16 protein-coding genes are annotated in these 14,660 nt (G+C 60.6%); 8 read left to right on the forward strand and 8 right to left on the reverse strand.

The features are described 5' to 3' along the window. The first annotated feature begins 519 nt into the window (after positions 1-519). Together AC1DKH_RS27385 and AC1DKH_RS27390 are read left to right on the forward strand one after the other, a co-directional pair. Positions 520-705, forward strand: coding sequence for a hypothetical protein (locus AC1DKH_RS27385; protein WP_477799902.1), 186 nt, complete (start codon positions 520-522; stop codon positions 703-705). Between the two features lie 99 nt (positions 706-804). Next, positions 805-2,004 (forward strand): MFS transporter, encoded by a 1,200-nt coding sequence (locus AC1DKH_RS27390; protein WP_477799903.1) that lies wholly within the window; start codon positions 805-807, stop codon positions 2,002-2,004. On the opposite strand, the gene arfB is transcribed toward AC1DKH_RS27390, so the two are convergent. The 7 genes from arfB to AC1DKH_RS27425 form a co-directional block, all read right to left on the reverse strand. After that, complete coding sequence (arfB, locus tag AC1DKH_RS27395; protein ID WP_108218603.1) at positions 2,001-2,414, reverse strand: alternative ribosome rescue aminoacyl-tRNA hydrolase ArfB; 414 nt, start codon at positions 2,412-2,414, stop codon at positions 2,001-2,003. The genes AC1DKH_RS27390 and arfB overlap by 4 nt on opposite strands. Before the next feature lie 223 nt (positions 2,415-2,637). Next, the gene (locus AC1DKH_RS27400) at positions 2,638-4,050 is read right to left on the reverse strand and encodes an amino acid permease (RefSeq protein WP_477752383.1); all 1,413 of its coding nucleotides are present in this window, start codon (positions 4,048-4,050) and stop codon (positions 2,638-2,640) included. A gap of 781 nt (positions 4,051-4,831) precedes the next feature. Continuing rightward, on the reverse strand, positions 4,832-6,052 hold the full coding sequence (gene rluB, locus AC1DKH_RS27405; protein WP_477752382.1) for a 23S rRNA pseudouridine(2605) synthase RluB: 1,221 nt from the start codon (positions 6,050-6,052) through the stop codon (positions 4,832-4,834). 293 nt (positions 6,053-6,345) lie between these two features. Then, positions 6,346-7,317 (reverse strand): SMC-Scp complex subunit ScpB, encoded by a 972-nt coding sequence (gene scpB, locus AC1DKH_RS27410; protein WP_477799904.1) that lies wholly within the window; start codon positions 7,315-7,317, stop codon positions 6,346-6,348. A gap of 11 nt (positions 7,318-7,328) precedes the next feature. After that, positions 7,329-8,087 (reverse strand): segregation and condensation protein A, encoded by a 759-nt coding sequence (locus AC1DKH_RS27415; RefSeq protein ID WP_477762612.1) that lies wholly within the window; start codon positions 8,085-8,087, stop codon positions 7,329-7,331. Positions 8,088-8,147: 60 nt separating this feature from the next. Then, positions 8,148-8,777, reverse strand: a complete 630-nt coding sequence (locus tag AC1DKH_RS27420; protein ID WP_477799905.1) for an L-threonylcarbamoyladenylate synthase — start codon at positions 8,775-8,777, stop codon at positions 8,148-8,150. Between the two features lie 13 nt (positions 8,778-8,790). Further along, entirely contained in the window at positions 8,791-9,654 is an 864-nt protein-coding gene (locus AC1DKH_RS27425; RefSeq protein ID WP_218432616.1) for a PHP domain-containing protein, read from the reverse strand. 87 nt (positions 9,655-9,741) lie between these two features. Here AC1DKH_RS27425 and AC1DKH_RS27430 point away from each other — a divergent pair, with 87 nt between their 5' ends. The 6 genes from AC1DKH_RS27430 (at position 9,742) to AC1DKH_RS27455 (ending at position 14,038) form a co-directional block, all read left to right on the forward strand. Further along, positions 9,742-10,338, forward strand: a complete 597-nt coding sequence (locus AC1DKH_RS27430; protein WP_477752380.1) for a septation protein A — start codon at positions 9,742-9,744, stop codon at positions 10,336-10,338. 1 nt (position 10,339) lies between these two features. After that, positions 10,340-10,639 carry a YciI family protein gene (locus AC1DKH_RS27435; RefSeq protein ID WP_108218598.1) on the forward strand — a complete coding sequence of 100 codons (300 nt, stop codon included), beginning with the start codon at positions 10,340-10,342 and terminating at the stop codon, positions 10,637-10,639. A gap of 122 nt (positions 10,640-10,761) precedes the next feature. Next, entirely contained in the window at positions 10,762-11,175 is a 414-nt protein-coding gene (locus tag AC1DKH_RS27440) for an SH3 domain-containing protein (protein WP_477799906.1), read from the forward strand. Between the two features lie 7 nt (positions 11,176-11,182). Further along, complete coding sequence (locus AC1DKH_RS27445) at positions 11,183-11,860, forward strand: response regulator transcription factor (protein WP_007984138.1); 678 nt, start codon at positions 11,183-11,185, stop codon at positions 11,858-11,860. Between the two features lie 208 nt (positions 11,861-12,068). Next, positions 12,069-12,518 carry a Spy/CpxP family protein refolding chaperone gene (locus AC1DKH_RS27450; protein WP_477754468.1) on the forward strand — a complete coding sequence of 150 codons (450 nt, stop codon included), beginning with the start codon at positions 12,069-12,071 and terminating at the stop codon, positions 12,516-12,518. A gap of 182 nt (positions 12,519-12,700) precedes the next feature. Further along, entirely contained in the window at positions 12,701-14,038 is a 1,338-nt protein-coding gene (locus AC1DKH_RS27455; protein WP_477799907.1) for a sensor histidine kinase, read from the forward strand. Between the two features lie 37 nt (positions 14,039-14,075). Here the strand turns inward: AC1DKH_RS27455 and AC1DKH_RS27460 are convergent, their stop codons facing one another. Then, the gene (locus tag AC1DKH_RS27460) at positions 14,076-14,642 is read right to left on the reverse strand and encodes an NAD(P)H nitroreductase (RefSeq protein WP_413427313.1); all 567 of its coding nucleotides are present in this window, start codon (positions 14,640-14,642) and stop codon (positions 14,076-14,078) included. Positions 14,643-14,660: the final 18 nt, after the last annotated feature.

The raw sequence follows: 14,660 nt of genomic DNA on the forward strand, positions 1-14,660 counted from the left end.
CGTCGGTCTAGCCAGATGCATTCTTTATCGGCGCTTGGGTGAAAGGAGGAGGGGCGAAATCTCCCACGGATCTGTACTGCGCTAACAGTCAGAATCGAGCTTTGTCCCTCCTCCTCCCTTCAAGTCCTAGCATACAAGCGAGCTTGCTCCCACATTTGTTTTGTGTCGCTCCTCCAGTCATGTCTAGACAACCCCACCCGTCGAAACAAATGGATATAAAAATCCGTTTGTCATTTTCAGTGCTGTATCCTGCCCAAGCTTTTTAAAAGCGCGGATCTACCAGATCTATCAACAGACTTAGCGAGGAGCGCGACTATGCACGAGATTCCTAATCTCCCCTTCCCAAGCCTGCACGAACCTGAGCAGACGACCACGCAGCAAGCCGGAGCCCAACAGCCCGAGCCGAAAGAAGCCACTGACAGCCGCCAGGCTGACAGAGAAGACTGAAACACCCGCCGTACAGACCGTGTGGAAAGCGCTAACATGCGCTTTCCACACTGCCTGAAAGAGCCTTTACCCATGACCGATGAATTCAGCGAAGCGCAGGCCAGGGTCCTGATCGGCACCGCCGAGAAAATGATCGAGATCTGGAATCGCCTCTCTCCCGAGAAACAAACCGCCTTGCTCGCCCGCTTCGGCACCCAGGAAAATGCGCTGGCCGCCCTGGTCACCACGCAGCTGGTCGCTCCCGTCAAACCTGAATGACAGCGCCCGGCAAATAGTTTTACTTTTTCACAACCTGCGACTGTCCACACCGCTATCATAAGCAGCCTATCTATCCTGCTTTACCGTGGACCTTTACCCATGCCTGAAAACCAGCGCCCCCTGGCGGTCACGCTGCAAGTTGTTTCCATCGTCCTGTTTACCTTTATCGGCTACCTGAACATCGGCATTCCCTTGGCCGTATTGCCCGGCTACGTCCACAGCGACCTGGGCTTCGGCGCGGTGATCGCGGGCCTGGTGATCAGCGTGCAATACCTGGCCACCCTGCTCAGCCGCCCCTATGCCGGGAAGATCATCGACAACAAGGGCAGCAAACTGGCCGTGATGTATGGCCTGGCCGGTTGTGGCTTGAGCGGTGTGTTCATGCTGGTCTCGGCCTGGACCCAGAGCCTGCCGACCTTGAGCCTGATCAGCCTGTTGATCGGCCGCCTGGTGCTCGGCAGCGCGGAAAGCCTGGTGGGCTCGGGCTCGATTGGCTGGGGCATCGGCCGCGTCGGCGCGGCGAACACGGCCAAGGTCATCTCCTGGAACGGTATCGCCAGCTACGGCGCACTGGCTGTCGGCGCGCCCTTGGGTGTGTTGCTCGTCCATCAACTGGGCTTGTGGAGCATGGGGGTGAGTATTGTGTTGCTGGCGATCCTCGGCCTGCTGCTGGCCTGGCCGAAAACCGCCGCACCAATCGTTGCCGGTGAGCGCCTGCCGTTCATGCATGTGCTCGGGCGGGTCTTCCCCCACGGCTGTGGCCTGGCCTTGGGTTCCATTGGTTTCGGCACCATCGCCACCTTCATCACTCTGTATTACGCCACGCAACACTGGGACAACGCGGTGCTGTGCCTGAGCCTGTTCGGCGCCAGCTTCATCGGCGCGCGCTTGCTGTTCGGCAACCTGATCAACCGTCTCGGTGGCTTTCGCGTGGCGATTGCCTGCCTGTCGGTGGAGACCCTGGGCCTGTTGCTGCTGTGGCTGGCACCCGACGCTCATTGGGCACTGGCGGGCGCGGCGCTGAGCGGGTTCGGTTTTTCGCTGGTGTTTCCGGCGCTGGGCGTGGAAGCGGTCAATCTGGTGCCCGCCTCCAGCCGTGGTGCGGCGGTGGGTGCTTATTCGCTATTCATCGATTTGTCGCTGGGGATCACCGGGCCATTGGCCGGTGCGATTGCGGCGGGATTCGGCTTTGCTTCGATCTTCCTGTTCGCCGCACTCGCCGCGCTCAGCGGTCTTGCGCTCAGCGTCTACCTGTACCGGCAGGCGCCGAAGCAACGCGAAACGCGAGACGTGCGTTAGAAATCGACCTTGCCGCGCCCGGCCTTGATGTTGCCTCGCTTGGATTTGGATTCGAGCCGACGGGTTTTTGAGCCGAGCGTCGGCTTGGTCGGGCGGCGTTTCTTTTCGACCTTGGTGGCACTCTGGATCAGCTCTATCAAACGTTCCAGCGCATCGGCACGGTTCTGCTCCTGCGTCCGGTACTGCTGGGCCTTGATGATCAACACACCGTCGCTGGTGATGCGGCTGTCGCGCAGTGCCAGCAGCCGCTCCTTGTAGAACTCGGGCAAGGACGACGCCGGAATGTCGAAGCGCAGGTGCACGGCACTGGAAACCTTGTTGACGTTCTGCCCACCGGCCCCCTGGGCGCGAATGGCCGTCAACTCGATCTCGGCATCCGGCAGGTGCACGTTGTTGGAAATCACCAGCATGGAAAAGCGTCCGTATTCAGAGCGTGCAGGATACCGCGATCAGATCTTCAGCACGCCACAAATCCCTTGTGGGAGCGAGCTTGCTCGCGATAGCGGTGTGTCAGGCAGCGATGATGTCGACTGACACGGCCTAATCGCGAGCAAGCTCGCTCCCACAGGGAAATGTGTACGTGCAGAAACGACAAACCCGGCACTTGGCCGGGTTTGTCGTTTCTGCGCGGAGTTACTCCACTGCGGCCTGCAAGGCACGCTGAGCACTGCGCTTGTTCTTGATGCAGTAGCAGACCCACATGAACACCAGCCACACCGGAATCGCATACACCGATGTCTGAATCCCCGGAATCAACAGCATCACGCCAAGGATGAACACCACGAACGCCAGGCAGACGTAGTTCCCGTATGGGTACCACAAGGCCTTGAACAGCGGCGTCTGTTTGGTCTTGTTCATGTGCTGGCGGAACTTGAAGTGCGAGTAGCTGATCATCGCCCAGTTGATCACCAGGGTGGCCACCACCAGCGACATCAGCAGTTCCAGCGCGTTTTGCGGGATCAGGTAGTTCAGCAGTACCGCGATCAGGGTCACGGCGGCCGAGGCCAGGATCGAACGCACTGGCACGCCACGCTTGTCGATCTTCGCCAGGCCCTTCGGCGCGTCGCCCTGCTCAGCCATGCCCAGCAGCATGCGGCTGTTGCAGTAGGTGCCGCTGTTGTACACCGACAAGGCAGCGGTCAGAACCACGAAGTTGAGGATGTGCGCAGCGGTGTTGCTGCCCAGCATCGAGAACACTTGCACGAACGGGCTGCCGCTGTAGGAGTCACCGGAGGCGTTCAGGGTGGTCAGCAAGCTGTCCCATGGAGTCAACGACAGCAGGATGATCAGGGCACCGATGTAGAAAATCAGGATCCGGTAGATCACCTGGTTGATGGCTTTCGGGATCACGGTTTTCGGCTTGTCGGCTTCAGCTGCGGTGAAACCGAGCATTTCCAGACCACCGAAGGAAAACATGATAAACGCCATGGCCATCACCAGACCGCTGACGCCGTTCGGGAAGAAGCCACCGTGGGACCACAGGTTGCTGACCGCCGCTTGCGGGCCGCCATTGCCGCTGACCAGCAGGTAACTGCCCAGGGCGATCATGCCGACGATCGCCACGACCTTGATGATCGCGAACCAGAACTCGGCCTCGCCGAACACTTTGACGTTGGCCAGGTTGATCGCGTTGATCAGTACGAAGAAGGCAGCTGCAGAGACCCAGGTCGGGATGTCCGGCGCCCAGTAGTGGATGTACTTGCCGACGGCCGTCAGCTCGGACATGCCCACCAGAATGTACAGAATCCAGCAGTTCCAGCCCGACAGGAAGCCAGCAAAGCCGCCCCAGTATTTGTGCGCGAAGTGGCTGAAGGAACCGGCCACTGGATCTTCGACGATCATTTCGCCCAGTTGGCGCATGATCATGAAGGCGATGAAGCCGCAGATGGCATAGCCGAGGATCATCGACGGGCCGGCGGACTTCAGTACCCCGGCCGAGCCGAGGAACAAACCGGTACCGATCGCGCCACCGAGGGCGATCAATTGAATGTGGCGATTTTTCAGGCCGCGTTTCAGCTCGCCTGATTGCGGGTTTTGTCCACTCATGAAAAGGGTCTCACGCAAGGTTTGATGATGTTCAGTAGACGTTGCTGCTCAGGAAAGGCGTTAAGCGGCACCGATCAAACCCCAGCGCAGGCACCAGGAGTTCAGCGTAATTACAACGGTCATGCGTCACCTGTTTGTTTTTATCTGTGACGAAATCGAACCCGACACGCTCGTGACGCGACGGAGTGAACAAGGCGGATAGCCTTGAGGTTTGCGCAGATGCGCAGGAGGTCACAGGTAAAACGCGGCGCATTGTACACCCGTAACCCCCTGCTGCCAGACCCGCTGGACAAGCGTGTCTATGGCCGGGATTGCCTGTGTCCGCCCCGAGGAGCTCGGGCGGCTGCAAAAAATGGGTCAGATCCTTGCGGATCATCGACGGGAAAGGCAGGAAAACCGCCTCTCGCAGAGAGATGGAGATGGTATACGGCGTTCATTGCGCCTCCTTTTTGTTATGCACCTGCACGACAGGCATGGCGCGCATAACACCCTGCATGGCGCGATGAAACAAGCGGGCTAGAGCGTTGAGAGAAGGATGCAAGGTAATGACGCGTAAGAATTTTCTTACAACATTCGAGGAGGGGCGATTTCATGGGGTTAATCTGTTGATTTCGTCATGATTTCTTTACAGCATGTAATTTTGGCTTTCCACTTCGGACATCCCGGTGCGGCGACTGGCTTGCCCGCGAAGGCGGCCTCAAAAACGACACAGACATAAAGCCAGGCCAAAAAAAAAACGCCAACCCGAAGGTTGGCGTTTTTTTATGAAGCGCTCAGCCGATTATTCCGGCTTGCGACGCCCAAAGCCCGGACGCTGGCCGGAACCGGCCGGTGCGCCACGGCGCTTGCCCGATGGCGTGTCACCATCGACCAGCTTGATCCCCGGACGCTTCGGCGCAGGCTTGGCCGGGCGCTTGGTGTCGGCCGGACGATCGGCTACCGGCGTACCACGACCTTCGCCACGCTCCGTACGGCCGTTGGCCGGACGTGGCGTGCGTGGACCGCGCTCACCGTCCTGACGCGCAGCAGGCTTGCGCCCTGGACGCTCGCCTTCGATCTGCGGCTCGCGGCTGGCACGTGGCGCGGCAGGTGCGGCGGCTGCGCCAGCGGCCGGACGCAGGGTACGCACGCGCTCGGTCTTGGCCATCGGACGCGAGGATTTGCGCTGCATCCGGTCAAGCTTGTCCTTGCTCTTGGCGTTCATCTGCGGCATCGCGACCGGTGTCAGGCCGACCTCGGCACTCAGAATATCGACTTCGTACTGGCTCATTTCACGCCAGCGGCCCATCGGCAGGTCGGAGTTGAGGAACACCGGGCCGAAACGCACGCGCTTCAGACGGCTGACCACCAGGCCCTGGGATTCCCACAGGCGACGCACTTCACGGTTACGACCTTCCATCACCACGCAGTGGTACCAGTGGTTGAAACCTTCACCGCCTGGCGCCTGCTTGATGTCGGTGAACTTGGCCGGGCCATCTTCAAGGACAACGCCAGCCTTCAGACGCTCGATCATCTCGTCGTCGACTTCACCGCGTACACGCACGGCGTACTCGCGGTCCATCTCGTAGGACGGGTGCATCAGGCGGTTGGCCAGTTCACCGTCAGTGGTGAACATCAGCAGACCGGTGGTGTTGATGTCCAGACGACCGATGTTGATCCAGCGACCCTCTTTAGGGCGCGGCATCTTGTCGAACACGGTCGGACGGCCTTCCGGATCGACACGGGTGCAGATCTCGCCGTCGGGCTTGTTGTACATGATTACGCGGCGCACCGATTCGGCGGCCTCTTCGCGCTTGATCACCTTGCCATCGATAGTGATGGCGTCATGCATGTCGACGCGCTGGCCAAGGGTGGCGTCTTTGCCGTTGACCTTGATGCGGCCGTGGCTGATCCAGGCTTCCACGTCACGGCGCGAGCCGACGCCGATACGGGCGAGGACTTTCTGCAGTTTTTCGCCTGCTGGGCCGATTGGCTGGTCGTCTTGCTGGTCTTTGATACTCATCTGGGCACCTCCCGGTGTGGTCTGAAAACTGGGTACTTGGGCGAAGGGATCGCCGAAGGGTCGCGAATCATACGCGCATGAGGGCGTTTGCGCATCAGAGACTAGCTGATCAATGCAAGGTTATTTGTTTTTCCGCCGACCGGTGACACGCAGCTTGCTTGCGAACACAAAACCCTGTGGGAGCGAGCTTGCTCGCGATGACGGTGGCACATCCGACATCGAAGCGACTGACCTGTCGCCATCGCGAGCAAGCTCGCTCCCACAGTGAATCTCCATTGTTCACGAGAATCGTATCAATCTTCGAATTGGCGGCGTTCTGCTTCGATGGCTTCCGCCAGGGCACGGGCTTCGGCTTCTTCGTCCGACAGTTCCGGCTCGGGTTTCGGTTGTTCGAGGGCGGCTACAGCGGCCAGGAGTTTTTCCCGGGCTTCGGCGACACCGAGGATGTCGTCTTCTAGCTCCGGTTCAATTTCCGGCTCAGGCTCGGGCTGTGCCGCTTCGACTTCCGGCTCGATAACCGACGGTTCCGAATCGAACTCAGGCGACGCGCCATCACGCAACAAGTCGTCGAAGTCGGTCTTGAGCCCCTCCTCCATGCTATCCAGTTCCAGCAACAGCGTGTGGAAACTGGTTTCTTCCTTGGGCTCTTCCGGCTCGGCGCTGGCGTCGGCCAACTCTTGCAGACCGGCAGGTACGGGCGCGTCATCGAAATCGAGCACCGGATCCGGTTCCAGCTCGCGCAGTTCCGCCAGCGGCGGCAGGTCGTCGAGGTTTTTCAGGTTGAAGTGATCGAGGAACGCCTTGGTGGTGGCGAACATCGCCGGTTTGCCGGGCACGTCGCGGTAGCCGACGATGCGGATCCACTCGCGCTCCATCAGCGTCTTGACGATGTTGCTGTTGACCGCCACGCCCCGCACGTCTTCGATTTCGCCACGGGTAATCGGCTGGCGATAGGCGATCAGGGCCATGGTTTCCAACATGGCACGGGAGTAACGCTGCGGGCGCTCTTCCCACAGACGCCCGACCCAAGGCGCAAATTTCTCACGAATTTGCAGGCGATAACCCGAGGCCACTTCCTTCAGTTCAAACGCGCGGCCATCGCAGGACTTGGCCAGAATCGTCAGGGCCTTCTTGAACACCGGCGGCTCCGGGCGCTCGCCTTCTTCGAAGAGTTCGAACAGGCTTTCCAGAGATTGCGGTTTTCCCGAAGCCAACAGAAAGGCTTCGAGCAAGGGTGCCAGATCACGGGGTTCAGTCAGGTTCATGTTTCGACTCGTTATTCGGCTCGCGCTCGCACGTGGATCGCGGCAAATGGCTCATTCTGCACCAGCTCGACCAGGGATTCCTTGACCAATTCAAGGATCGCCATAAAGGTCACCACCACCCCCAGGCGCCCTTCTTCAGCGGTGAACAGCTCGACGAACGGCACGAAACCGCCGCCCTTGAGCCGTTCCAGCACATCGCTCATGCGTTCGCGGGTCGACAGCGCCTCGCGGCTGACCTGATGGCTTTCGAACATGTCGCCACGGCGCAACACCTCGGCCATCGACAGCAGCAACTCGGACAGACGCACGTCTGGTAGCAGCTTGCGCGCCCGGGCCTCTGGGGCGTCAAGCCTGGGCACCACCACATCACGACCGACGCGGCTCAGGCCATCGATGCCTTCGGCGGCAGCCTTGAAGCGTTCATATTCCTGCAAGCGGCGGATCAGTTCGGCGCGCGGGTCTTCCTCTTCGTCTTCGATGGTTTCTGCCCGCGGCAGCAACATCCGCGACTTGATTTCGGCCAGCATCGCAGCCATCACCAAGTACTCGGCGGCCAGCTCCAGGCGCACCGACTGCATCAACTCGACGTAGCCCATGTACTGGCGAGTGATTTCCGCCACCGGGATGTCGAGGATGTTGATGTTCTGTTTGCGGATCAGGTACAGCAGCAGGTCGAGGGGCCCTTCGAAGGCTTCGAGGAAGACCTCGAGGGCATCGGGCGGGATGTACAGGTCCAGCGGCATTTCCATGACCGCCTGGCCATAGACCATGGCGAAGGGCAGTTCCTGCTGGGCTCCGGCCTGACTGTCGACGGGTTCTACTGCGGACATCTAGGCCTCGACCATGAACGGCGCAGGGTCGCCGCAACCAACGCGAATGACTTCCGGCTCGCCGTCGGCGAGGTTGATCACGGTGGACGCCCTGATCCCGCCGAAACCGCCGTCGATGATCAGATCGACCTGGTGCTCGAGCAACTGGCGCATTTCGTGCGGGTCGCTCAACGGATCTTCATCGCCAGGCATGATCAGGGTCACGCTCATCAACGGTTCGCCCAGTTCAGCCAGCAGCGCCAGGGCAATCGGGTGGCTCGGCACACGCAGGCCGATCGTACGTTTCTTCGGGTGCAACAACAGCCGCGGTACTTCGCGGGTGGCGTTGAGAATGAAGGTATACGGTCCCGGCAGATGGGCCTTGAGAATACGGAACGTGCCGGTGTCGATCTTGGCGAACAGGCCAAGCTGCGACAGGTCGCTGCAGATCAGCGCGAAGTTGTGTTTTTCATCCAGCTGTCGCAGGCGCCGAACGCGCTCCACGGCCACCTTGTCGCCGATCTGGCAACCAATGGCGTAGGAAGAGTCCGTGGGATAAATCACCACCCCGCCCTTGCGGATGATCTCGACTGCCTGTTTGATCAGGCGCGCTTGCGGGTTTTCCGGATGAATCTGGAAAAATTGACTCACATTCTCTACCTGTTCAGACGGCGGCAATAACTGGGTCATGTTTGAATCGACACCATAGTGGTGGCAGATCCTCCGGGAGTGGCCGGTATTCACCGATCTCCGACCACCCTCCAGGGCCATGAAAATCACTGCCGGCGCTGACCAGCAGACCGAACTCGCGGGCCAGAATGGCCAGGCTGCCCACTTGCTCGGCAGGCTGGTAACCATTGACCACTTCGATGGCGTGGCCCCCTGCTTGAATATAGTCGGCAATCAGGCGACGACGCTTGCTTCGGGTGAATTCGTAGTGCCAGGGGTGTGCCAGGCTGACCCAGGCTTTGGCTGCGCGCAGGGTTTCGACGGTTTCCTCCAGCGTCGGCCAGTGTTGCTTGACGTCGCCCAGCTTGCCGGCACCCAGCCATTTACGGAACGCCTCGGCGCGATCCTTGACGAAACCTTCACGCACCATCCAGTCGGCGAAATGCGGGCGGGCCGGCGCGTTACCGCTGTCGCCCAGCTCCTGCTGGATCTTGCGGGCGCCCTCCAGCGCCCCCGGCATGCCTTTGAGCGCCAGTTTGCGGCTGATTTCCTCGGAGCGTAGCCAGCGGCCATCATGCAATCTGGCGATGGCCTCGACCAACGGCGCGGCGTTCACGTCAAAACCGTAGCCCAGGACATGAATGGTCGCGCCGCCCCAGGTGCAGGACAATTCGACGCCGTTGACCAGTTGCATCCCCAGCGCGGTGGCCGCGTGGCGGGCCTCGTCAAGGCCTTCAAGGGTGTCGTGATCGGTCAGGGCCAGGACTCGCACGCCTTTCTCGAACGCCCGCGCCACCAGAACCGCAGGCGCCAGGGCGCCATCGGAGGCCGTGCTATGGCAGTGCAAATCAACATTCACAGGGCTTTGTAACCTCAAATCAGCTGGCGCTATCGCGCGCCCATATGTTTGTTATTATGCCGCCACATCCTGCTTCTGGCTGCCACTGTGAAACAATTCATCGATTTCATCCCGCTCCTGCTGTTTTTCATCGTCTTCAAGATCGATCCACGGGTCGTCGACATCGCCGGCCATGAGCTCACTGTAGGCGGTATTTACAGCGCCACCGCGATGCTGATCGTCAGTTCCCTGGTGGTCTACGGCACGCTGTTCATCAAGCAGCGCAAGCTGGAGAAAAGCCAGTGGCTGACCCTGATCGCCTGCCTGGTCTTCGGCAGCCTGACCCTGGCGTTCCACAGCGAGACGTTCCTGAAGTGGAAAGCCCCGGTGGTCAACTGGCTGTTCGCCCTGGCGTTCATCGGCAGCCACTTCGTCGGTGACAGCCTGCTGATCAAGCGCATCATGGGCCACGCGCTGACCTTGCCGGAGCCGGTCTGGACGCGCCTGAACATCGCGTGGATCGTCTTCTTCCTGTTTTGCGGTGCCGCCAACCTGTTTGTCGCGTTCACCTTCCAGAGCTACTGGGTCGACTTCAAGGTCTTCGGCAGCCTGGGCATGACTTTGCTGTTCCTGGTCGGCCAGGGCATCTACCTGTCCCGCCATCTGCACGATGCCGATACCACTACGCCAAAAACCGAGGACTGACATGCTTTACGCAATCATTGCCACAGACGTCGCCAACTCCCTGGAAGCCCGCCTGGCCGCACGGCCTGCGCACCTCGAGCGCCTGCAAGTGCTCAAGGGCGAAGGTCGCATCGTATTGGCCGGCCCAAATCCGGCGGTCGACAGCAATGATCCGGGCGCGGCGGGTTTCACTGGCAGCCTGATCGTCGCCGAATTCGATTCCCTGAGCGCCGCCCAGGCCTGGGCCGACGCTGATCCGTACATCGCCGCAGGCGTCTACGCCAACGTTCTGGTCAAGCCGTTCAAGCAAGTCCTGCCGTAACTTTCTTCTCGCAATTGCCCCACGCGATGAACCTTGTCGGTACATCGCGTTCTCAGTCGCTCATTATTCTCGTTTGCCGGCCGACAACTTGCCCAATACTCGTATTGGAATCAGGAGTCGCGATGCGCAAGGGTCCGTTGTGTCTGATGTTGGTCACGTTGTCGATCGGGGCGCCCGCCCACGGTGAGGAAAGTGTCGAGGGCGGTAATTCGACGCCGCTTTCCTTGAGCGCCGGCAGCCAGATGACCGAGTTGCAGCAACGCTTGAAAGAAAGCGAACGGCAACGGGAAGATCTGAACAAACAATTGCAAACTGCCGATGGCGAACGCGAAAGCCCGCTGCTGGCCCGGTTGCGCCAGGAGAACCAGCGCTTGAAGCTGCAACTCAAGGAAGCCCAGGCCAGCAGTCCACTGCCGCGCCTGCTGACCGACCAGCAACAATGGTTTGTCATTGGCGCCGGGGTAGCGCTATTGGCTCTGCTCTGCGGTATCTTCGCCAGTGGAGCAAGTCGAAAACGTCGACAATGGCTAAATTGAGTGAGTCATGAGCGAGCTGTTACTTATTGATGATGACCAGGAGCTGTGTGAGCTCCTGAGCAGCTGGCTGAGCCAGGAAGGGTTTCAGGTACGTGCCTGTCACGATGGCCAGAGCGCACGCCGTGCACTGGCCGAAACCGCCCCGGCGGCCGTGGTGCTGGATGTGATGTTGCCCGATGGCAGCGGCCTGGAACTGCTCAAGCAGTTGCGCAGCGATCACCCGGATCTGCCGGTGCTGATGCTCTCGGCCCGTGGCGAGCCCCTGGACCGTATCCTCGGCCTGGAACTCGGCGCCGACGATTACCTGGCCAAACCCTGCGACCCACGGGAACTGACTGCCCGCCTGCGCGCGGTCCTGCGTCGTAGCCATCCGGCAGCGGTGTCCAGCCAGATGGAGCTGGGCGACCTGTGTTTCAGCCCGGTGCGCGGCGTGGTCAGCATCGACGAGCAAGAGTTCACCCTCACTGTTTCCGAAAGCCGCCTGCTGGAAGCCCTGCTCAAGCAACCCGGCGAGCCCCTGGACAAACAGGAACTGGCGCAGATCGCTCTCGGACGCAAGCTGACCCTGTACGACCGCAGCCTGGACATGCACGTCAGCAACCTGCGCAAAAAAATCGGCCCACACCCCGACGGTCGTCCGCGCATCGTCGCCCTGCGCAGCCGCGGCTACTACTACAGCCTCTGATCCCCGTAGGAGCTGCCGCAGGCTGCGATCTGTTGATCTTCAAAGCCAAGGTCAAAAGATCGCAGCCTGCGGCAGCTCCTACGGGTTTGTCAGGTCGGCCGAAAATCATGTTTACCAAAGCTTTACCCTCCGCTGACCGCCGCTGACCTTGATCTGCGTAATCTGTACTCATCCGGAACGTACCGGGAACGAGACAAGGAGATACACCATGCGCAAGACTCTTATCGCTCTGATGTTCGCTGCTGCCCTGCCGACCGTTGCCATGGCCATGCCTGAAGGCACCGGCCCGATGGATGGGTCGATGGACGGTTCGCGCCACGGCGGTCAGATGCACGGCATGCACGGCAAAGGCCCGTACAGTGAACTGGACCTGAGCCGCGAACAGCGCGAGCAGATCCGCAAGATCATGGGCGAGCAGATGCACGAGCGTAAGCAACTGGTCGAGAAGTACCTGGAGAAGCTCTCGCCAGCCGACCAGAAAGCCATGAAAGACGAGATGGCCGCTAACCACAAGAAAGCCGAAGCGGACGTGCGCGCCTTGCTGAAGCCGGATCAACAGAAGAAATTCGACGAGATCCAGAAAAAACAGGCCGAACGCCGCGCCGAGTGGGCCGAGTTCAAAGCCTGGAAAGCGCAACAACCGCAAAAAGCGCAATAATGCGCTAACTCCGGACCCAACGGCTCAACACCGTTGGGTCTGCTGCTTTTACTGTAGGAGCGAGCTTGCTCGCGAAAAACGAATAGACAACACGTGCTGCCTGATGCCGCGCGTTATCGTTGACGTCCATCGCGAGCAAGCTCGCTCCTACATAGAATTTTGCGCTTGCTTGAGGATTTTCCGTGCGTTCATTGTTCTGGCGTATCCTGGCCAGCTTCTGGCTGGCCATCGCTCTGGTTGCCGGGCTTTCCATCCTGCTCGGGCACATGCTCAACCAGGACGCCTGGATTCTCAGCCGCCACCCGGGCCTCAACACACTGGCCGAACAGTGGACGCAAACCTACGAAAGTCAGGGCGAAGATGCCGCCCAGGACATTCTCCAGCAACGCAAACGCCAGTATCACATCGACGTTCAGGTACTTAACGAAAGCGGCGATCCGGTGGTGCGCGGCACTTTCCCGAAACGTGCGGCGGCCTTTGAGGCGCGCCAGAACAACGAGGACCGGCGCCTGCCATGGCGGCGTCTGACCGATGAGTTCACCAGCGAAAAAACCGGTGACACCTTCCTGTTCATCTACCGCATTCCGCACCCGGAACTGGACGCCTGGCATCGTGAAAGCCTGCTCTGGCCGCTGAGTGCGCTGGGAATCGCCTTGGTGGTACTGACCCTGTTCAGCCTGCTGGTGACCTTTTCCATCACTCGCCCGCTCAGCCGTCTGCGCGGAGCGGTGCATGACCTGGGACAAACCACGTATCAACAGAACAGTCTGGTCAAGCTGGCCAACCGTCGTGACGAGTTCGGCGTCCTTGCCAACGATTTCAACCGCATGGGCGCACGCCTGCAAAGCCTGATTGGCAGTCAGCGGCAACTGCTGCGGGATGTATCCCATGAACTGCGTTCGCCCCTCGCCCGCCTGCGCATCGCGCTGGCGCTGGCCGAACGGGCCACTCCGCAAGAACGGGAACAGCTCTGGCCGCGCCTGACCCGCGAGTGCGACCGACTGGAGGCGCTGATCAGTGAAATCCTGGTGCTGGCGCGGGTCGACTCCGATAACGCCGGTGCGGAAGAGGTGGATCTGAACGCCTTGCTCAATACCCTGCAAAAGGATGCACAACTCGGTTCACCCGAGCAGCTCGTCCACCTTGAAGCCGAGTCGCAACTGAATCTGAAGGGCTGGCCGACCATGATCGAACGGGCCGTCGACAACTTGCTGCGCAACGCCCAGCGCTTCAATCCGGTGGGTGGCCTGCCGATCGAAATGCAGGCGCTGCGTCAGGGTGAGCGGATCATCGTGACCGTGCGCGATCACGGGCCGGGTGTCAGTGCCGAATATTTGAACCAGCTCGGTGAGCCGTTCTATCGGGCACCGGGGCAAACCGCGGCCGGACATGGCCTGGGCCTGGCCATCGCCCGCCGCGCGGCGGAGCGCCATGGTGGCAGCCTGGTGCTGGCCAATCACCCGGAGGGCGGGTTCATTGCCTGCCTGGAATTGCCGTTGGTGCCGGGGGCTGTCGTATAACCTTAAAGTAGTGATGATGTAAAAAGAATGTTGATTTTTAGGCTTTACCCGGCCAGGCGCTGACGAATTCGGCCAGGTCGACTTTCTCGGCCACACGCGGTTCTTTCTGCGGTGTGCCCAGATACAGGAAAGCAATCACCTCTTCCCCCTCCGCCAAGCCCAACCCCTTGGCCACATGGGGCGAATAAGCCAGGTCACCGGTACGCCACACCGCACCGATGCCCTGCGCATACGCTGCCAGCAAAATCCCGTGGGCCGCACAGCCCGCCGCCAGCAACTGCTCGGACTTCGGATACTTGACGTGATCCTGCAACCGCGCAATCACCACTACCACCAGCGGTGCCCGCAGCGGACCATTGCGCGCCTTGTCGATGGCCGCTTCGCTGACTTCGCTGTCCGAAAGCTTCGCCGCTTCGGCCAGCAACTCGCCCATTTGCTCGCGTGCCGCGCCTTCCACCGTCAGGAAACGCCAAGGCTGCAAGTGACCGTGATCCGGGGCGCGCATGGCGGCGCCGAACAGCACTTCGCGCTGCTCGGCAGTGGGCGCTGGGTCAATCAGTCGTGGAACGGAAACACGGTTGAGCAAAGCGTCGAGAGCCTGCATCGGCCACCTCCTGAAAAA

The organism is Pseudomonas sp. 05L36 (genome assembly GCF_056398125.1).

Bases quoted from the DNA above. Each gene is read 5' to 3' on its own strand.
- AC1DKH_RS27435 (WP_108218598.1), top strand. From the start codon at position 10,340: ATGCTTTACGCAATCATTGCCACAGACGTCGCCAACTCCCTGGAAGCC.
- AC1DKH_RS27460 (WP_413427313.1), bottom strand. From the start codon at position 14,642: ATGCAGGCTCTCGACGCTTTGCTCAACCGTGTTTCCGTTCCACGACTG.
- AC1DKH_RS27390 (WP_477799903.1), top strand. From the start codon at position 805: ATGCCTGAAAACCAGCGCCCCCTGGCGGTCACGCTGCAAGTTGTTTCC.
- AC1DKH_RS27450 (WP_477754468.1), top strand. From the start codon at position 12,069: ATGCGCAAGACTCTTATCGCTCTGATGTTCGCTGCTGCCCTGCCGACC.
- AC1DKH_RS27445 (WP_007984138.1), top strand. From the start codon at position 11,183: ATGAGCGAGCTGTTACTTATTGATGATGACCAGGAGCTGTGTGAGCTC.
- AC1DKH_RS27385 (WP_477799902.1), top strand. From the start codon at position 520: ATGACCGATGAATTCAGCGAAGCGCAGGCCAGGGTCCTGATCGGCACC.
- rluB (WP_477752382.1), bottom strand. From the start codon at position 6,052: ATGAGTATCAAAGACCAGCAAGACGACCAGCCAATCGGCCCAGCAGGC.
- arfB (WP_108218603.1), bottom strand. From the start codon at position 2,414: ATGCTGGTGATTTCCAACAACGTGCACCTGCCGGATGCCGAGATCGAG.
- AC1DKH_RS27415 (WP_477762612.1), bottom strand. From the start codon at position 8,087: ATGGTCTATGGCCAGGCGGTCATGGAAATGCCGCTGGACCTGTACATC.
- AC1DKH_RS27440 (WP_477799906.1), top strand. From the start codon at position 10,762: ATGCGCAAGGGTCCGTTGTGTCTGATGTTGGTCACGTTGTCGATCGGG.
- scpB (WP_477799904.1), bottom strand. From the start codon at position 7,317: ATGAACCTGACTGAACCCCGTGATCTGGCACCCTTGCTCGAAGCCTTT.
- AC1DKH_RS27400 (WP_477752383.1), bottom strand. From the start codon at position 4,050: ATGAGTGGACAAAACCCGCAATCAGGCGAGCTGAAACGCGGCCTGAAA.